Source organism: Nonomuraea rhizosphaerae (genome assembly GCF_019396405.1).
Classification (GTDB): domain Bacteria; phylum Actinomycetota; class Actinomycetes; order Streptosporangiales; family Streptosporangiaceae; genus Nonomuraea; species Nonomuraea rhizosphaerae.
Genome location: NZ_JAHKRL010000098.1, coordinates 1 through 18423, shown reverse-complemented (window position 1 = coordinate 18423; position 18423 = coordinate 1). Strand labels below are relative to the sequence as shown.

Annotated in this window: 14 protein-coding genes; 11 read left to right on the top strand and 3 right to left on the bottom strand. The window is 70.8% G+C overall.

Annotated elements, in window-relative coordinates; translation table 11 throughout:
- Positions 1-60 precede the first annotated feature (60 nt).
- Together ddaH and rocD are read left to right on the top strand one after the other, a co-directional pair.
- Positions 61-864 (top strand): dimethylargininase, encoded by an 804-nt coding sequence (ddaH, locus tag KME77_RS04775; RefSeq protein WP_219462336.1) that lies wholly within the window; start codon positions 61-63, stop codon positions 862-864.
- Positions 861-2069 carry an ornithine--oxo-acid transaminase gene (gene rocD / locus KME77_RS04770; RefSeq protein WP_219462334.1) on the top strand — a complete coding sequence of 403 codons (1209 nt, stop codon included), beginning with the start codon at positions 861-863 and terminating at the stop codon, positions 2067-2069. Before ddaH ends, rocD begins: the two co-directional genes overlap by 4 nt.
- 61 nt (positions 2070-2130) lie before the next feature.
- Here the strand turns inward: rocD and KME77_RS04765 are convergent, their stop codons facing one another.
- Positions 2131-3351: a CU044_5270 family protein gene (locus tag KME77_RS04765; protein WP_219462332.1), complete on the bottom strand. Its 1221-nt coding sequence runs from the start codon at positions 3349-3351 to the stop codon at positions 2131-2133.
- Complete coding sequence (locus KME77_RS04760; RefSeq protein ID WP_308250553.1) at positions 3344-3937, bottom strand: RNA polymerase sigma factor; 594 nt, start codon at positions 3935-3937, stop codon at positions 3344-3346. The genes KME77_RS04765 and KME77_RS04760 overlap by 8 nt, the downstream gene beginning before the upstream one ends.
- Positions 3938-4178: 241 nt before the next feature.
- Between KME77_RS04760 and KME77_RS04755 the strand changes: the two genes are divergently transcribed.
- Positions 4179-4865, top strand: coding sequence for a cytidylate kinase family protein (locus tag KME77_RS04755; protein ID WP_219462330.1), 687 nt, complete (start codon positions 4179-4181; stop codon positions 4863-4865).
- Between the two features lie 70 nt (positions 4866-4935).
- Here the strand turns inward: KME77_RS04755 and KME77_RS04750 are convergent, their stop codons facing one another.
- Entirely contained in the window at positions 4936-6318 is a 1383-nt protein-coding gene (locus KME77_RS04750) for a DUF4832 domain-containing protein (RefSeq protein WP_219462329.1), read from the bottom strand.
- A gap of 218 nt (positions 6319-6536) precedes the next feature.
- Between KME77_RS04750 and KME77_RS04745 the strand changes: the two genes are divergently transcribed.
- From KME77_RS04745 to KME77_RS04710, 8 genes are read left to right on the top strand one after another with little or no spacing between them, the layout of a single operon-like run.
- Positions 6537-9221 (top strand): fibronectin type III domain-containing protein, encoded by a 2685-nt coding sequence (locus KME77_RS04745; RefSeq protein WP_219462327.1) that lies wholly within the window; start codon positions 6537-6539, stop codon positions 9219-9221.
- Positions 9222-9278: 57 nt separating this feature from the next.
- Positions 9279-11327: a DUF4832 domain-containing protein gene (locus KME77_RS04740; protein ID WP_219462325.1), complete on the top strand. Its 2049-nt coding sequence runs from the start codon at positions 9279-9281 to the stop codon at positions 11325-11327.
- 57 nt (positions 11328-11384) lie between these two features.
- On the top strand, positions 11385-12191 hold the full coding sequence (locus KME77_RS04735; RefSeq protein WP_219462323.1) for a DeoR/GlpR family DNA-binding transcription regulator: 807 nt from the start codon (positions 11385-11387) through the stop codon (positions 12189-12191).
- Positions 12188-13123, top strand: coding sequence for a carbohydrate ABC transporter permease (locus tag KME77_RS04730; RefSeq protein WP_219462321.1), 936 nt, complete (start codon positions 12188-12190; stop codon positions 13121-13123). The genes KME77_RS04735 and KME77_RS04730 overlap by 4 nt, the downstream gene beginning before the upstream one ends.
- 10 nt (positions 13124-13133) lie before the next feature.
- A complete protein-coding gene (locus tag KME77_RS04725; RefSeq protein WP_219462318.1) occupies positions 13134-14060 on the top strand; it encodes a carbohydrate ABC transporter permease in 927 nt (308 codons plus the stop codon).
- 28 nt (positions 14061-14088) lie between these two features.
- Positions 14089-15423, top strand: a complete 1335-nt coding sequence (locus KME77_RS04720; protein ID WP_219462316.1) for an ABC transporter substrate-binding protein — start codon at positions 14089-14091, stop codon at positions 15421-15423.
- Between the two features lie 53 nt (positions 15424-15476).
- Positions 15477-16976: a glycoside hydrolase family 36 protein gene (locus KME77_RS04715; protein ID WP_219462315.1), complete on the top strand. Its 1500-nt coding sequence runs from the start codon at positions 15477-15479 to the stop codon at positions 16974-16976.
- 53 nt (positions 16977-17029) lie between these two features.
- Positions 17030-18355: a family 4 glycosyl hydrolase gene (locus KME77_RS04710; protein WP_219462313.1), complete on the top strand. Its 1326-nt coding sequence runs from the start codon at positions 17030-17032 to the stop codon at positions 18353-18355.
- The last annotated feature ends 68 nt before the right edge of the window (positions 18356-18423 follow it).

The following is an 18423-nucleotide window of genomic DNA, read 5'->3' as shown; positions in this document are numbered from 1 at the left end:
ATAAAGGCTGATTTCTAGGCTGTGCACGTCCCCCCGACATCGACGATGACGGAGCCTTGCATGCCCAAGCACTTCCTCATGTGCCGCCCGGAACACTTCACGGTCGAGTACGCCATCAACCCGTGGATGCATCCCGAGGCGGACACGGACCGTGATCTCGCGATCCGTCAGTGGGAAGGGCTGAAGACGGCGTACGAGGATCTCGGTCACCGCGTCAGCCTGATCGACCCGATCGAGGGGCTGCCCGACATGGTCTTCGCCGCCAACGGCGCGCTGGTGGCCGGTGGGCGCGTCTACGGGGCGCGGTTCGCCTTCGCCGAGCGGGCCGCCGAGGGGCCCGCCTACCTGCGCTGGTTCGCCGAGCGCGGCTACCCGGTCAAGGAGCCGGCGCACGTCAACGAGGGTGAGGGCGACTTCCTGGCGCTCGACGAGGTCATCCTGGCCGGTACGGGCTTCCGTACGGACCTGGCCGCCCACCAGGAGGCGCAGGAGTTCACCGGGCGGCCGGTGGTCTCGCTGACGCTGACCGACCCGCGCTACTACCACCTCGACACGGCGCTGTTCCCGCTCGACGGCCGCAACGTCGCCTACTACCCCGGCGCCTTCTCGCGGGGCAGCCGCGAGGTGCTGGCCCGGATGTTCCCCGACGCGGTGCTCGCGAACGACGCCGACGCCGAGGTGCTCGGGCTCAACGCCGTCAGCGACGGCACCCACGTAGTGATCAACTCCGAGGCGGGTGACCTCCAGCTGGAGCTCAAGCGGCGCGGCTACGAGCCGATCCCCGTCGAGCTGTCGGAGTTGCGCAAGGCAGGTGGCGGCCCCAAGTGCTGCACACTGGAGATCAGGGGGGAGAACACGAAATGAGCACCACCGCCGAGCTGATCGAGGTCAGCGAGCGCCGTAGCGCGCACAACTACCACCCGCTGCCCGTGGTGATCCACGAGGCGCGGGGCGCGTGGGTCACCGACGTCGAGGGCAAGCGGTACCTGGACTTCCTGTCCGGCTACTCCTCGCTCAACTTCGGCCACGGCAACCCGAAGATCATCGAGGCCGCGCAGGAGCAGCTCAAGAACCTGACGCTGACCAGCCGGGCGTTCTACCACGACCAGTTCGCCAGGTTCTGCGCCGGGTTGGGCGACCTGACCGGCAAGGACATGATCCTGCCGATGAACACCGGCGCCGAGGCCGTCGAGACCGCGATCAAGGTCGCCCGCAAGTGGGGCTACCAGGTCAAGGGCGTGCAGCCGGAGCAGGCCAACATCATCGTGATGGAGGACAACTTCCACGGCCGCACCACCACGATCGTCAGCTTCTCCACCGACCCCGACGCCCGCGACGACTTCGGCCCGTACACGCCGGGCTTCCGCGTCGTGAAGTACGGCTCGGTCGAGGCGATCCGCGAGGCGCTCGACGAGAACACCGTCGCCGTGCTGCTGGAGCCCATCCAGGGCGAGGCCGGGGTGCTGGTGCCGCCGGACGGCTACCTCACCCAGGTGCGCGAGCTGTGCACGGCCGAGGGCGTGCTGATGATCGCCGACGAGATCCAGTCCGGGCTCGGCCGCACCGGCCGGACCTTCGCCTGCGACCACGAGAACGTCGTGCCCGACGTCTACGTCCTGGGCAAGGCCCTCGGCGGCGGCGTCGTCCCGGTCTCCGCCATCGCCGCCGACCAGGACGTGCTCGGCGTGATCAAGCCCGGCCAGCACGGCTCCACCTTCGGCGGCAACCCGCTGGCGTGCGCCGTCGGCAACGCGGTCATCGAGATCCTGAACACCGGCGAGTTCCAGGCCAGGGCCGCCGAGCTGGGCGACCTCCTGCACGCCCGGCTGCGCGGGATGATCGGCGACGGCGTGGTCACCGTACGCGGGCGCGGGCTGTGGGCGGGCGTGGACATCGACCCGTCGCTGGCCACCGGGCGCGAGGTGTCCAAGGCGCTGCTGGCGCGCGGCGTGCTGGCCAAGGACACGCACGGGTCGACGATCCGGCTGGCGCCGCCGATCGTGATCTCCGAGGAGGACCTGCTGTGGGCCGTTGAGCAGCTCGCGGACGCGATCGCCTCGTTCCGCTAGGCGGACGCGTCCGCACGGCCCGCGCCGTTCGCCGGCGCGGGCCGTCCGCCGGTCGGGCGGGTCAGCTTCCCGCCGGGGAGTCCTCCATGGGGGCAGGCTCCGGCGCGTCGTCGACCGGCGCCGGGGCCTCGGTGATGTTCGGTTCCGTCGGAGCGGGCTCGGCGGCCGGCTCGTCCGTGGCCGGCTCCTCCGTGAGCACCGCCTCGGTCGGCGCCGGCTGCGGGTCCGTCGGCCCTGGGGTCGGAACGGTGGTGGGCTGCGGCGACGCGGACGCCTGCTCCACCGAGCAGCTACCGTCCGCCGCCACGTTCGGCGCGTCCGGCAGCTTGTCCACCACCGACACGTTGAGCTGGGCCGTCAGCGCGAGCACACTGCCCACGGGCGGCCGGCCGTCCTTCTGGGCGATGACCGTCACACGCTCGCCGAGCAGCAGGTGGCTCTCCGGATCGAAGATCAGCTGTTCCAGCGTCCCGTTGTCGGAGTCGCGTCCCAGCGCCACGCCCTTGCGGCCGGCCGAGTCCTCGACATTTTGGGCCGCCTTCACCCCTGGGATCCCTCCGATCGCCATGAACAGCGCGTCACGCTGCTCCTTGGGCATGTACGTCTCCCGCAGCAGGTCCCCCGCCGCGACGAACGCCTGCTTGTCGGCGTCCGCGCCCGGCTTGCCGCCGGACGCCCGCTCGTACAGGCGCTTCCTCAGGATCACCGGGTCGGTGGGCAGCACGCTCAGGTACGCGTAGTCGGTACGCCACGCCGCCAACCGGCCGGGGCACGAGGCGAGCTGCATCCAGTCGGAGCCGCGCCAGTCCCGGGCCTGCTCCGGCAGCGCCTCGCCCGGGTACGGCTTCGGCTCCCTGCCCTCGATCAGCAGCAGGCCGTTCGCGCTCGCGTCCGCCGACCGCCAGATCTTCCTGTGCGTACGGTAGAGCCAGCGGGAGTGCCCGCTCCCGTCGACCGACTCCGAGGTGTACATGGTGTCGGACTCGACCACGATGAACTGCCCCGGCCTGGGGTCCAGCTCACCCGTGGTCAGCGCCACCGACGTCCCCACCCCCGGCCCCGGGCCGCCCGGCTGCCCCGACAGGACCACGGCCACGCCCCCGACAAGAGCGACCGTCACCCCGAACGCGGCCACGGCCTGCCAGCCCAGCCGGGGAAACCGGAACCCACGCCCCTCACGGGCCTCCCGCAGCAACCGCTCACGCGCCTTCGCGCGGGCCTCCGGCCAGTACGGCGGGACGTCCGGCGCCCCGTCGGCGAACGTGCGGATCTCGTCATCCATGCTGGGGCTCCTCTGCGAAGGGATCGATGCCGCCGAGAGCCCTGCGTAACTTGACACGCAGCCGGTGCAGCCGGGACCTGACCGTGCCCACCGGCACCCCCAGGGCGACGGCCGCGTCCTCGTACGTCAGGTCCGCCCACGCCACCAGCAGCAGCAGATCGCGCTCCGCCGCGCTCAGCCTGGTCAGCGCCCTGGCGAGCCTCGGCTGGAGCTGTTCGGCGGTGACGCGGTCGGCGCTGCGCTCGTCGAACGTCCCCGGCCGCTCCACGCTCACCTTCGCCATCGCGTTGATCCGCCGCCGCTCCGCCCGGCGATGCTGGGCGACGAGCTTGGTGGCGATGCCGTACAGCCACGGCCTGGCGTCCGGCCACGAACGGTCGTAACGCGCCCTGGAACGGAAGGCGACCAGGAACACCTCACCCGTCACGTCCTCGGCCGGCTCCTGCCCGAGGCGCCTGGCGGCGTACCGGTGGATCTCGTCGGCGTGCCGGTCGAACAGGGCCGCGAAACACTCCGGATCGGCCATCGACTGCGCGATCAGCGCTGAGTCGTCCAGCGTCTCGGGTATGTCCTGAACACCCACCACAGTGCCGGTCCTCTCTCATGCGGTCACCCTGTTGTTGGCCGCACGGCGAAGGCCGGTTCCCACTATTTCCACAAAACAAGGTCCTCGCTGCCGCTCGGATGCCCCCCGAACGCAAGCGGCCCCCTTGACCGGAGCAAGCCCGACTCCTGTCACCAGGGCGATCACAGGCGTCCTCAGCCTGGCGCGCGGTGCTCAACCTGGCGTGCGGTGCTAAGCAGGAGACACCGTGAAAGGGGCACCAATGGAGCAAGGCACCCGCGGCGAGCTCATCAGCCGGCTGGCCGAGGCGATCAGGTCCGTCGCGGCCGCGCACCCACTACGGGTCGCCATCGACGGCCCGCCCGCCGCCGGCAAGACCACGCTGGCCGACGAACTCGCCGTCGCCCTGCGCGCACGGGGCCGCGACGTCATCCGCGCGACCATCGACGACTTCCTCTTCCCCCGCGCTCAGCGCTACCGACGCGGCCAGTACTCGGCCGAAGGCTGCTACTTCGACGCCCACGACCACGCCGGGCTGTGCCGGGTCCTGCTCGATCCGCTGGGCCCAGGCGGAGACCGAAGGTTCCAACAGGCGGTCTACGACAGAGACACCGACACCCCGTCATCCCCGCCGGCCATGACCGCCCCCGCAGACGCCGTACTGCTCTTCGACGGCGTCTTCCTCCTGCGCCCAGAACTCGTCGATCGGTGGGACCTGCGGATCTTCGTGTCCGTCCCCTTCGAGCAGACGATCGATCGCGCCCAGGACCGAGGCGCGGCGCTGGCCGGATCCCCCGCTGACACCGCCGGCATCGAACGGTCCTGGCGCGACCGCTACATCCCCGCCCAGCGGCTCTACTTCGCCACGGCCCGACCGACCGACCACGCCGACGTCATCGTGTACAACGATCAGCTCCAACGGCCGGCCTGGGAAGTCCGGTCACATTGATCGACGCACGTCTCCGCCTATCGACCATCGACCTCCAGGAGCGACAGTCAAGAGGCGGAGGCGTGGCGGGTCAGGCGACCGTGAGCCGTCCCAGCGTGAGCAGCCCGGACTGCACGTCCTGCGTCACATTGGCGAACCGCAGGTCGTTCCCACCCGGCAGCGGGTTCGCCACCCGCACCGCGAGGTCGTACTCCCCCTTGCCGAGCCCGCCGACCGAAACCTGGGCGGTCAGCTGGGCGGGGACGGCGCCCGGCTGGATGCCGGTGATCTTCCAGGGGAGCGTCCACCGCTTGGCGACGCGGCCGGCGGCGTCGATGGCGGCCAGTTCGACGTCCCAGTCGTAGTAGAACGGCGCCAGGCCACGGTTGGCGACGCGCACCCCGACCGTCGCGTGGCCGCGGACCGGGGCCGCGGGCAGGGCGGCTTCGGTGACGGTCAGCTCGTAGCCGAGGGAGCGGGCGCCGGCCACGGCGCGGAACCATTCGTCGCCGGTGAAGCCGTCGCCCTCGAAGGGGGCCTGGTTGAGCAGGAACGACGCGTGCGACAGGGTCACCGACTCGGTGTAGTCCTCGTACTGGGAGCAGCTCACGGGAGCGTCGAAGACGCACGACTGGACCTCGGGCCGCAGCTCGCCGCCGATGGGCTCGTTCCGCCACTTCTCGGTGACGCCGTTGTCGATCAGGCGCTGGACGAAGTGCCATGAGGTGGGCGGGAGCGTCTCGAAGGCCATCGAGTCGTCGTGGTAGCCCATGCGCAGGTCCTTGTTGAGCGCCGACGGGTAGCGGACCAGCAGCCGGGTGCGGTTGAACGCCTTGTCGAAGCGGTTCAGGACCGCCGCCTGGGTCGCCTCGGAGGCCATCCAGTTCTCCGGGCGGGTGCCGCCGTCGTACGGCCAGGTGTGCCATTCGCCCCAGAAGCCGATCAGGCCGGCCTGGACGAAGCCGATGCGCGGGTCGCCGTCGTAGCGGCGGCCGAGCGCGGCGATGAACCGGTCGAGGGCGGCGACCAGGCGCGGGTCCTCGTAGTCGGGTGAGACGCTGAGGCCGTTGTTGCCGTGGTCGGGGTAGGAGTGGGTGGTCAGGCCCTGGTCAAGCAGGAACTGCGGGATGCCGGTGGGCTTGGCGGGATAGTCGAGGTAGACGCGGAAGGCGGCGTGGTGGCCGCGCCGGGCAATCGTGTTGAGCTGACGTTCCAGCGGGGTCCAGTCGAAGGTGGCCGGGCCGGTCATGAGGTCGCGCAGCGGCAGGTAGAACCACTCCATGCTGTGCGGGAAGGTCTGGTAGCTGCCGGTGTACGGCATGAAGCCCTTGAGCGGGTTGTCGGCGGGCGCCTGCCGGTAGGTCAGCGGCGTCCAGGTGAGGGAAGGGGCGGCGGACGCGGGAGCGGACACAGGGGCGGACATCGCGGCGAGGGCGAGTGCCAGGACGAGCACGGCCCGGACGGCTCGGGTCATTCGAGCGCTCCTGGAAAAAAGGGGGCGGGTGGCGGGTGGATGACGCCTGTTGAGCGCATCCAAACAGAGGAACGTAAGCAAACGCAATACGTAATTTTCTCTATCGCAAGTCAACTTCTTGCGATACGGCAAGCATCGTGGTCTCATGTGGATCGCCGGGCGGAGGCCCGTCAAGGGCACCCCCCACGCCTGTGCCGCCCTTTCCCCGGAGGGGATACATGAGACGCAGACTCTCCACGTTCCTGCTCACGATGGCCGCCGTCCTGCTGGCCGTGACGACCACGCTGACCAGCACGGCGACGGCCGCGGCGGGCCCGCCGTCCCGTCCGCCCGCCGGGCCGGGACCGGACCCCGGCCTGACCACCCACACCTACGCCTACGCCGACGCCCTGGTGGGCCAGCCGCTCAAGGGCTTCGCCCCCTACCTGTTCCCGGGCGACAACTACAACGGCAAGTACCCCGGCGGCGTGATGTGGACCTACTTCGCGCTGAACGAGGTGATGAAGGACCCGTCGAGCTGCTCGGTCTTCGACTGGAGCGTGTTCGACAAGGCCCTGGACGAGGCCGCCGTGTGGGGCCGTCAGCTCGCCTTCCGCTTCTACGTGGAGTATCCCGGCGGGTCGGGCACGCACCCGGGCAACGGCATCCCGCCCTGCCTCAACGGCAAGATGGCGCTGCGCAACAACGGTCAGTGGGGCACGGTCAGCCCCGACTACGACGACCCCGACGTGATCAACGCCTTCACCAGCTTCATCAACGCCTTCGCCGGCCGCTACGACCACGCCGGTCCCGGCGGCACCGCCGACCCGCGGGTGGGGTTCATGTCGCTGGGCCTGGTCGGGCTGTGGGGCGAGTGGCACACCTGGCCGTACGACCGCGACACCGCGGACGGCTACCCGGACCTGATGCCGACCGACGCCACGATCACCACGCTCATCCACGCCTACGACGCGGCCTTCGACAACATCCAGCTGGAGGTGCGCTACCCGCTGGCGGGGGCGGACACGCCGGGCATGGGCTTCCACGACGACTCCTGGCCGTACAAGGAGTGGCGCGGCGGCCAGCTCAAGAGCATGACGCTGCCGGTGTCGATGGGCGGCTGGGACGACGCGTTCACCCAGCTCCTGCTGAACCGGAACCTGGAGAACCGGTGGACCACCCAGTCGATCGGCGGCGAGGCGCGGCCGGAGATCCAAGGCAGCCTGTACGCCAACTACCCGGGCGGCGGCGGCCAGGTCGACGACGTGCTGGCGGCCACCGAGCTGACCCACATCACCTGGATGATCAACCAGACCGGCGCGGGCGGCTACAGCGCGACCGATCCGAAGGTCGCCGCCGGGGTCCGCAAGATGGGCTACAACCTGCACATCCCGCAGGCCAACTTCAACGCCTCCGCCTCCGGCCCGTTCCGGGTGGGGGTGACCATGCAGAACGACGGCGTGGCCCCCTTCTACTACCCGTGGAAGGTCGTCATCGGGCTGAAGAACGGCTCGGGCGCGGTGGTGAAGACCTGGGACACCGACTGGGACCTGCGTAAGGTGCAGCCGCTGCAGGTCCGTACGTTCCCGGACTGGAACGTCCCCGGCAACCCGGCCAGGATCGACTTCGGGCGGCCGGTGAACTTCTCCGCCGACCTCAGCACGGCGGGCGTCCCGGCGGGCAACTACAGCCTGGTGCTCAAGGTCCGCAACCCGCTGGAGGCGGTCACGCCGGACGTGCTGCGCTCCCGCCCGGCGGCGTCCCGGCTGTCCGACTGGGTGATCGACCAGCACCGGCCGCCGTACCCGCTGTCGTTCGCCAACGCCGAGCAGAGCACCGACGGCTGGGTGAACCTGGGCGCGCTGTCCACCTCGGGCACCTGCACCGGCGACTGCACCGCGCCGAGCACGCCCGGCGGCCTGGCGGTGACCGGCGTCACCGACACCAGCGTCTCGCTGTCCTGGTCGGCGGCGACCGACACGGGCGGCAGCGGGCTGCGCGGCTACGACGTCTACCGGGACGGCACGAAGGTCACCTCGGCGCCGGTGACCGGCACCACGTACACCGACACCGGGCGCACGGCCGGGCAGACCTACCAGTACGCGGTGCGCGCGGTGGACAACGCGGGCAACGCCTCCGGCCTGTCGGCGAGCGTGCCGGCGACCACCTCCGGCTGCGCCGGCGACTGCTCGGCGCCGACCGCGCCCACCCTGTCCAGCGGCGGGAGGACGGACACGAGCGTGTCGCTGTCCTGGGGCGGGGCCAGTGACAACGTCGGGGTCACCGGGTACGAGGTGTTCCGCGGCGGCACGCTGGTCGGCTCCCCGTCCGGCACCTCGTTCACCGACAGCGGTCTCACCCCGTCCACCGCGTACGTCTACACGGTCAAGGCGCGGGACGCGGCCGGCAACCGGTCGGCGGCCAGCAACGCCGTGACGGTCACCACCGACCCGTCGCCCCCGGTGACCGGGCTGGTGCTGGACAACTTCGACGGCTCGCCCGCCTACCCGTCGGCGTTCCTGAACGACCTGGGCAAGTGGACCGGCGGCAACTGCTTCCTGGACGGCGGCGGCTCCGGCGTCCTGGTCTCCGGCGCGCTGCAGTTGCGCTACAACAACTGCGGCTGGTTCGGCAGCGACGTGGGCGTGGACCTGACCGGCAAGACCCACCTGGTCGTCCGGGTCAAGGGCGCGGCGGGCGGCGAGCAGAGCCACTTCAACCTGAGCCTCGGCGGCGTCACCAAGCTGTTCGGCGAGTACACGCTCGACGGCGGCGGCCACCCCGCCATCACCACCTCGTTCCAGAACATCCGCATCCCGATGGCCGCCAACGGCATCAACCGCAACAGTCCCAGCCAGCTCGCCATGGGCTTCTGGTACGGCGGCAACTCCAGCGTCACCATCGACGAGATCCGCTTCGAGTAGGCCGTCCCCGGTCCGGGGGCCCGGCTCCCGGACCGGCTCGGCACCAGGGAGAACCGCATGTCGTCAGCACTTCGATGGCGGCTGGCCGCCGTCCTGGCGCCGGCCCTGATCGCCGGCCTCGTCGTGACGCTGCCGGCCGGGACGGCCGACGCGCAGACCCGTACCTACCAGGCCGACCTCGCCACCGTCATCACCAACCCCGAGCGCGGCTTCCACAGCCGCTACGAGATCATCAACGATCCGGCCGTGAACGACTGGGCCGACAGCGGCGCGAGCGTGCCCGGCTTCAACCCCGACCTGCTGGACCGCACGTTCGCCCGGGCCAGGGCCAACGGCAACACCCTCATCCACAGCTACCTGCACCTGGACCACTTCAAGAACGACGACAACCTGCCGCAGGCGCTGCTGACCAACCTGGACTCCGGGCTGGCCGCGATCCGCGCCGCCGGCATGAAGATCGTCTTCCGGCCGACGTACGTGTGGGACGGCTGGTCGGACGCCACCGAGGCCAAGATCCTGCGGCACGTGGAGCAGATCGGCGCGGTGCTGAGCGCCAACGCCGACGTCGTCATGCACCTGGAGGCCGGCTACCTCGGCGCGTGGGGCGAGTGGCACACGGGGACCTACACCGACCCGTTCAACCAGGACACGGCGGCGACCCGCTACCGCGTGATCAAGAAGCTCCTGGAGAGCACCCCGGCCACCGTGCCGCTCGCCATGCGCTACCCGATCCACATCAAGGAGATCGTGGACCCGACCTCGTGCGTGATACCGGGCGGCTGCACGCTCACGCAGGCGCAGAAGGACCGGATCGGCTTCCACGACGACTGTTTCCTGGCCGACTACAACGACATGGGGACCTACGACAACAACTCGTGGATGGGCTGGTTCTCCATCGAGCAGAAGAAGCAGTGGATGTACGACCGGGTCACCTCCACCGGCCACAACACGATCATGGGCGGTGAGACCTGCAACTCCGACGGCTACAACGACGCCGCGGGCGTCAACGTGCAGGCGGAGATGTCCAAGCTGAACTTCACCGAGATCAACGAGGACTACGCCCCGGTCAACACGAACAAGTGGAAGGCCACCCAGCTCGCCGCCGCCGGCAATGACCCGGCCGAGACCGCGTTCACCCGGATCGAGCGCAAGCTCGGCTACCGGCTGCGGCTGGTGAACGCGAGCCTGTCCGACTCTGCGCTGCCCGGCGGCCGGCTCACCTTCGGCGCGAGCCTGAGCAACGACGGCTGGGCGGGGCCGGTCAAGCAGCGCCCGGCGTTCCTGGTCCTGGACGACGGCACGCGCCGCTACGACCTGCCGCTGCCGGGCGTGGACGTGCGCGCCTGGCTCCCCGGCGCGCGCACCGTGCCCACGCAGACCGTCACCGTGCCGTCCGGCGTCGTGCCCGGCACCTACACCCTGGCCCTGTGGCTGCCCGACCAGGCTGCGAGCCTGCGCTCCCGGCCGGAGTACTCCGTACGGCTGGCCAACACCGGCACCTGGAACGCGGCCAAGGGCTACAACGTGCTGGCCGCCCAGTTCGTCGTGGGCGCGTGCGCGCCGAACTGCCCGACCGAGGAACCCACCCCGACCCCGACGCCCACACCGACTCCCACCCCCACGCCGACCCCGACCCCCACGCCTTCGCCGGGCCTGCTGCTGGACGACTTCGACGGCTCGCCCGCCTACCCGTCGGCGGCCCAGAACGACCTGGGCAGGTGGACCGGCGGCAACTGCTTCCTGGACGGCGGCGGCTCCGGCGTCCTGTCCTCCGGCGCGCTGCAGTTGCGTTACAACAACTGCGGCTGGTTCGGCAGCGACGTCGGAACGGACCTGTCCGCCAGGACGCACCTGGTGGTCCGCGTCAAGGGCGCGGCGGGCGGCGAGCAGAGCCACTTCAACCTCACCCTGGGCGGCGTCACCAAGCTGTTCGGCGAGTACACGCTCGACGGCGGCGGCCATCCCCAGATCACCACCTCCTACCAGGAGATCCGCATCCCCATGGCCGCCAACGGCATCAACCGGAGCAGCCCCGGCCAGCTCGCCATGGGCTTCTGGTACGGCGGCAGCTCCACCCTCACCATCGACGAGATCCGCTTTTCGTAACCACAACTCCATCCTTACCTATTGACAAGTAAACGAAACCTTTCGAAGATTGCCGACATGCCGAACGAGATCGAGCCCCTCCCCGCCGAGGTCCGCCGGGAGCGGATCCTGGCCCTGGTGCTGGAGCGGGAGTTCGTCCGGGTCGCCGACCTCAGCACGGCGTTCGGCATCTCCGGTGTGACCGCCCGCGCCGACCTCGACGCCCTGGAGGAGCGCAACCTGCTCCGCCGGGTACGCGGCGGCGCGGTCGCGGTCGGCAACCGGCTGCGCGAGGAGCCGTCGTTCGAGGAGGCGCTCAGCGCGTCCGCGATCGAGAAGACGCTGATCGGCGCGGCCGCCGCCGCCCTGGTCGGCGACGGCCAGAGCATCGCCCTGGACGTGGGCACGACCACCACGTTCATCGCCCGCGCCCTGGCCGCCCGCACCGACCTGAGCGAGGTCGTGGTCTTCACCAACGGGCTCAACATCGCGCTGGAGCTGGAGGGCGCGATCCCGCCCCTCACCGTGGTGCTCACCGGCGGCACGCTGCGGCGCCTCCAGCACTCGCTGGTCGACCCGCTGGCGCACCACATGTTCGACCGGATCAACACCTGCACGGTCTTCCTCGGCTGCAACGGGGTGCACCCGGAGGCGGGCATCACCAACATCAACCTTCCCGAGGCGGAGATGAAACAGCGCATGCTGCGGGCCACCACGGCCCAGCGCGTCGTGGTGGCCGACGGCTCCAAGATCGGCCAGATCCACCTGGCGGCCGTCGCCCCGATCAGCGCGGTGGACCTGCTGATCACCGGCCCGTCCGCCGACCCGCGGATGCTCGCCGCGCTGCGCGAGCGCGGCCTGCGGATCGAGACGGTGGGCTCGTGACGCTGACCGTCGGCCGGGCCGGCCCCGCGCGCGCCACCGGCCAGCACGGCACCCGCCGCCGGCGGCCGTCCTCCGATGCCCGGGTGGCCTGGCTGTTCCTGCTGCCGTCGCTCGCCGGGTTCGCGGTGTTCTACCTGGCGCCGACGCTGCGCGGCTTCTGGATCAGCCTCACCGACTGGAACCTGCTGTCCGAGCCGCGCTTCGTCGGGCTGGACAACTACCGCGACATGCTGGCCGACGGCAAGTTCTGGAACGCGCTGCGGATCACCGCCGAGTACGTGGTGATCAACATCGGCTCGCAGACCGTCCTCGCGCTCGCCATCGCGGTGCTGATGGACCGGCTCACCCGGTCGGTGCTGGTCCGCGCGGCGATCGTGGTGCCGTGGCTGGTGCCCAACGTCACGGTCGCGATCGTGACGCTGTTCATGCTGGACCACAACGTCGGCTTCGTGAACCACGTCCTGGAGCTGCTCGGCCTTGAGGCGCAGGCCTTCTACGGCGACTCCGACCAGGCCATCGCCACCATCGCGCTGGTCAACACCTGGCGCAACATGGGCTACACGGCGCTGCTGTTCTTCGCCGGCATGCAGATGATCCCGCGCAACCTGTACGAGGCGGCGGCGGTGGACGGCGCCGGCGAGTGGACGATGTTCCGCCGGGTCACGCTGCCGCTGCTGCGGCCGGTCACGGTGCTGGTGCTGGTGGTGTCGGTGATCGGCTCGTTCCAGATCTTCGACACCGTCGCGGTGACCACCAAGGGCGGCCCGGCCGACGCCACACGGGTGATCTATTACTACATCTACCAGAAGGCGTTCAACGAGTTCCACATGGGCTACGCCGCGGCCATGGCGGCGACGCTGTTCGCCATCCTGATCGCGCTGACCGCCACCCAGATGCGCATGCTGCGCGCCTCCACCTCGGACCTCCGGTAAGGCGGCACGAATGGCACTCCCCTCCCTCACCGCGGCCCCGCGCCGGATCGGCCCGCGCCGCCGCCGGATCGGGCCGGGCCGGATCCTCGCCTGGGTGGCGCTGGCGGTCCTGCTGCTGGTCACGCTCTACCCGTTCGTGTGGATGCTGCGCACCGCGTTCACCTCCAACCGGGCGATCTTCAACGGCGACTTCTCGCTGGTGCCGGCCGACCCGACGCTGATCAACTTCTCCCGGGTGCTCGGCCACGCGAGCGCCGAGGAGGCCATCGCGGCCGGCGGCAGCGGCGCCCAGGTGGACTTCTGGCTCTACCTGCGCAACTCGGTGATCTTCACCGCGGCGCTGGTGGCCGGGCAGGTCGGGTTCAGCGCGACGGCGGCGTACGCGTTCGCGCGGCTGCGCTTCCGCGGCCGCGACGCCCTGTTCACGGTGTTCCTGGCCGGGCTGATGGTGCCGCCGATCTTCACGGTTCTGCCCAACTTCGCCCTGGTACGCGACCTCGGCTGGCTCGACACGTTCCCGGGCCTGCTGGCGCCGTACCTGCTGATGACCCCGTTCGCGATCTTCTTCCTGCGGCAGTTCTTCCTCGGCATCCCGCCCGAGATCGAGGACGCCGCCACCATCGACGGCGCCGGGAAGATCACCGTGTTCTGGCGGATCATCCTGCCGATGAGCACCGTCCCGCTGAGCACGCTCGCGGTGATCACGGCGGTGTTCGCCTGGAACGAGTACCTGTGGCCGCAGCTGACCGGCAAGGACGACGGGGTGCGGCTCCTGAACGTGGCGCTGGGCGTCTTCGCCCAGTCCTCACCGACCTCCTCACCGGACTGGGCCGGGCTGATGGCCGCGGCCACCCTCCAGGTCCTGCCGGTGCTCCTGCTGCTCATCGTGTTCGGACGCAAGCTCGTGAACTCCATCGGGTTCACCGGAATCAAGTAACGCCCCCCACCCCCGCAAAGGCAGAACCATGATCAGAAAGTCGATCGCCCTGCTCGCCCTCGCGGTCTCGGCCACCGCCTGCGGCGGCGGCTCCGGCGAGACCCCGAAGGCGGCGGAGAAGGTCACCCTCACCTACAGCCTCTGGGACCCCAACCAGCTCCCGGCCTACCAGGAGTGCGCCACCGCGTTCACGGCCGCGTCCGGCGTCCAGGTCAAGATCAACCAGCAGGGCTGGGAGGACTACTGGAACGGGCTCACCACCGCGCTGGTCTCCGGCACCGCCCCCGACGTGATCACCAACCACGTCGCCTACTATCCCGAGCTGGCCGCCAACAACCAGCTCCTGGACATCCAGCCGTACGTGGACCGCGACAAGGTCGACCTGAAGCAGTACACCGGCGACCTGGCCTCGCTGTGGGTCAAGGACGGCAAGCGGTACGGCCTGCCCCAGGACTGGGACACCATCGCGCTGGTCTACAACGTCAAGAGCGTCAAGGACGCCAAGGTGGACCCGGCCGGCCTCAAGGACCTCACCTGGAACCCCACCGACGGCGGCACCTTCGGCGAGCTGATCAAGAAGCTCACCGTCGACTCCAACGGAAAGCGCGGCGACGAGGCCGGGTTCGACAAGAGCAAGGTCGCCACCTACGGCTGGGGCCTGGAGCAGGGCGGCGGCGTGGTCGGCCAGACCCAGTGGTCCTGGATGGCGCTGTCCACCGGCTTCCAGTACCTGGACAAGAACCCGTTCGGCACCGACTACAAGCTGGACGACCCGCGCCTGGCCCAGACGCTCACCTGGTGGCAGGACCAGATGAAGGCCGGCTACGTGATGCCGCGCCAGGAGGCCGGGCGGCTCGGTCTGGAGCCGATGATGCAGACCGGCAAGGCGGCCCTGGTGCCCGACGGGTCCTGGCGGATCGGCACGTGGGCGGGCAGCACCGAGCAGAAGTTCGCGTTCGCGCCGCTGCCCAAGGGCCCGCAGGGCCGCAAGAGCATCATCAACGGCCTGGCCCCGTCCATCACCGCCGCCACCAAGCACCCGGACCAGGCCTGGCAGTGGGTGAAGTTCCTCGGCTCCCCCGCCTGCCAGGACCTGGTGGCCAAGCGGGCCGTGGTGTTCCCCGCGATCAGCGCCGCGGCCACCGCCGCCGCCGAGTCGCACAAGGCCAAGGGCGTGGACGTGTCCGCCTTCACCGACATCGCCGCCGACCCGGCGAGCCTGTCGTACTACCCGATCACCGGCAGCGCCAACGAGATCAACACCGAGGCGCAGGCGGTGATCGACCAGATCCAGGAGCTGAAGGTCGCCCCCGCCGACGCGCTGCGGCAGCTCGACACCCGCATCGCCGACATCCTCAAGTAAATCGTCCCGGGCCGGCGCGACCGTGCCGGCCCGGCCCGCTGAGAAGGAGATAGATGGAGACGATCCTGCGGCTCGGGGGCCACCACCTGCCCGCCGTGCTCCCCGGCGAGCCGCGCGCGGTGGAGGGAGGGCTGATCGTCCCGGCCGGCGACGTCCGCATCCTGCACCCCTTCGGCGCGACGGACTTCTACCGGCACGGCTGGAACTCCTACAGCCCGACCGCGTGGTGGCCGCTCGGCGGGCCGCCGCTGCGCATCCCCAACATGGAGCGCCTGCTGACCGCCGACGACATCGACAACGACAGCCCGTACCGGCACGCGGGCAGCGCCGTCGGCGCGCTCGACGCCGGCGACGGCGACGTGCTGCTGCTCGGCGGCCTGGGGCTGGACGTGCCCCGCGTCGAGGCCGACCACCGGCTGCTGGCCGGCCACCTGGAGCACCCGGCCGCGGACTGGTTCCTCGGCTACGGCCCCGAGGAGGAGGTCTTCGCCCGGTACGCCGCCCTGCTCGGCGAGCGCCTGGGCCGCCGCACCGCGCGGGCCGGCAACGTCTGGTGCAGCTGGTACTCCTTCTTCGAGGACATCACCGAGCCGCTCGTCCACAAGGTGCTGGACGACCTGCGCGGCTACCCGTTCGACGTGGTGCAGCTCGACGACGGCTGGCAGGCCGGGGTCGGCGACTGGGAGGCCGGCGCCGACTTCCCCTCCGGCATGGCCGACATGGCGGCGCGGATCAGCGGCAACGGGTTCGTGCCGGGCCTGTGGCTGGCACCGTTCATCGCCCCCGCCCATTCGGAGATCTTCCGCACCCGGCCGCACCTGTTCCTGCGCGACGCAGCGGGCGACCCCAAACCGGCCGGGTACAACTGGGGCGGCTCCTACTTCGCCCTGGACACCACGCTGCCGGAGACCCGCGACCACCTGGCCGAGACGTTCGCGCGGGTGCGCGACTGGGGGTTCCGCTACCTCAAGCTGGACTTCGCGTACGCGGGCGCCCTGTCGGGGGCGCGGCACCAGGACGTGCCGCGCGAGCAGGTCTACCGCGAGGCGATGCTGCTGATCCGCGAGGTCGCCGGGGACGACACGTACCTGCTCGGCAGCGGGGCGCCGATCGTCCCGTCGATCGGGGTGCTGGACGGGCTGCGGGCCAGCCCGGACGTGGCCCCGTACTGGGACAACAGCGAACGTTCCGACGACTACTCGGGCGCCGGGGCGCGCAACGCGGTGATCGCCTCGCTGCACCGGCTGTGGCTGCGCCCGCTGCTGGAGGTGGACTCCGACCCGGTGTTCTTCCGCACCCGGTACAACCTGCTCGACGAGGAGTGCCGCCGGCTGCTCACCGACCTGGCGGCGATCTGCGGCTTCCGCGCGGTGTCCGACCCGATCGCGTGGCTCGACGAGTCCGAGCGGCAGGCGCTGGTCGAGTTCCTGACCGGGCGGCCGGAGATCCGGCGGCTGGACCGGCACCGCTTCATGCTGGACGACCGTGAGGTCGACTTCGGCCCGTACGTCAGACCGGCGGGCCGGATCGCGGACCGGCTGCTGGTGAAGTGAAGCTTTCCAAGCGGTAGGCTCCTGCTTTCAGGAGGTTTCGGATGGCATTTCGGATGGCAAAGGTCACCTTCGTCGGGGCGGGCAACGTCGAGCTGACCCGCAAGATCCTCTCCGACCTGTTGTCCAGCCCCGAGCTGGCCGGCGGCCTGCGGGTGGCGCTGCACGACATCGACCCCGGCCGCCTGGCCACCGCCGAGACGCTCGCGCGCCGCCTGGACGCCGAGACGGGCGCGGGCGCGGTGATCGAGGCCGCCACCGACCGCGAGGCGGCGCTGGCCGGCGCCGACTTCGTGATCTGCCAGCTCGACGTGGGCGGCTACGACGCGGCGCTGTCGGACTTCGAGATCCCCTGCCGCTACGGGGTGCGCCAGACCGTCGGCGACACCCTCGGCCTGGGCGGCATCTTCCGCGGGCTGCGGGCCGTCCCGGTGCTGCTCGGCCTGGCCCGCGACATGGTGCGGCTGTGCCCGCAGGCCTGGCTGCTCAACTACACCGACCCGATGGCCACCCTGTGCGGCGCCGTGCTCGCGGGCACGCCGCTGCGCCGGGTGGCCGGGCTGTGCCACTCGGTCCGCGACACCCACGCGCTGCTCGCCGACCTGATCGGCCGCGAGCTGGGCGACATCGACTTCCTCACCGCCGGACTCAACCACCAGGCGTTCGTGCTCCGGTTCGAGAGCCTCGGCCGGTCCCTGTACGGCGACCTCGACCTCGTGATGGCTGACGACCCGGAGCTGAGCGGCCACGCCCGCGCCGAGATCTACCGGCGCTTCGGCTACTTCCCGACCGAGTCCAGCGAGCACGCCGCCGAGTACGTGCCCTGGTTCCTGCCGCACGAGAAGGAGGTGCTCCGCCTCGACCCGCCGCTCAACGAGGGCCTGCGCCGCCGGGCCCGCAAGCTCGACGCCTACGAGAGGCTGCGCGGCGCCCTCGCCGCCGGGGAGCCGGTGCTGGCCCGCTGGAAGCACTTCGAGATGGCCTCCGAGGTGATCCACTCGATGCTCACCGGCACGCCCCGTCAGGTGCAGCTCACCCTGCCCAACGACGGGCTGATCGACAACCTCCCGCCCGGCGCCGGCGTGGAGGTGCCGGCCCTGGTGGACGGCGACGGCATCCACCCGGTGCCGGTCGGCGCGCTGCCCGTGCAGCTCGCGGCGCTCAACCGTACGTTCCTGAATGTGGTGGAGCTGACCATGACAGCGGCCCTGGAAGAGCGGCGATCGGCGGTGTACCAGGCGGCCATGCTCGACCCCAACACCTCGGCGACCCTGCCGCTGGCGGCCATCGAGGCGGTGTGCGACGACCTGATCGCGGCGCACGCGGCGTACCTGCCGGCGGGGATAACCCGCTTGCCGGTCGGCGGCGGGGCGGGCCGATGAAGGACCTGGGGGAGGACACGGCCCCTTCCGCGCCCTCCGGCGCTGGGGTCGGCGCCGGGGCCGACGTC

Bases quoted from the DNA above. Each gene is read 5' to 3' on its own strand.
- KME77_RS04740 (WP_219462325.1), top strand. From the start codon at position 9,279: ATGTCGTCAGCACTTCGATGGCGGCTGGCCGCCGTCCTGGCGCCGGCC.
- KME77_RS04710 (WP_219462313.1), top strand. From the start codon at position 17,030: ATGGCAAAGGTCACCTTCGTCGGGGCGGGCAACGTCGAGCTGACCCGC.
- KME77_RS04765 (WP_219462332.1), bottom strand. From the start codon at position 3,351: ATGGATGACGAGATCCGCACGTTCGCCGACGGGGCGCCGGACGTCCCG.
- KME77_RS04735 (WP_219462323.1), top strand. From the start codon at position 11,385: ATGCCGAACGAGATCGAGCCCCTCCCCGCCGAGGTCCGCCGGGAGCGG.
- KME77_RS04720 (WP_219462316.1), top strand. From the start codon at position 14,089: ATGATCAGAAAGTCGATCGCCCTGCTCGCCCTCGCGGTCTCGGCCACC.
- ddaH (WP_219462336.1), top strand. From the start codon at position 61: ATGCCCAAGCACTTCCTCATGTGCCGCCCGGAACACTTCACGGTCGAG.
- KME77_RS04715 (WP_219462315.1), top strand. From the start codon at position 15,477: ATGGAGACGATCCTGCGGCTCGGGGGCCACCACCTGCCCGCCGTGCTC.
- KME77_RS04745 (WP_219462327.1), top strand. From the start codon at position 6,537: ATGAGACGCAGACTCTCCACGTTCCTGCTCACGATGGCCGCCGTCCTG.
- rocD (WP_219462334.1), top strand. From the start codon at position 861: ATGAGCACCACCGCCGAGCTGATCGAGGTCAGCGAGCGCCGTAGCGCG.
- KME77_RS04725 (WP_219462318.1), top strand. From the start codon at position 13,134: ATGGCACTCCCCTCCCTCACCGCGGCCCCGCGCCGGATCGGCCCGCGC.
- KME77_RS04755 (WP_219462330.1), top strand. From the start codon at position 4,179: ATGGAGCAAGGCACCCGCGGCGAGCTCATCAGCCGGCTGGCCGAGGCG.
- KME77_RS04750 (WP_219462329.1), bottom strand. From the start codon at position 6,318: ATGACCCGAGCCGTCCGGGCCGTGCTCGTCCTGGCACTCGCCCTCGCC.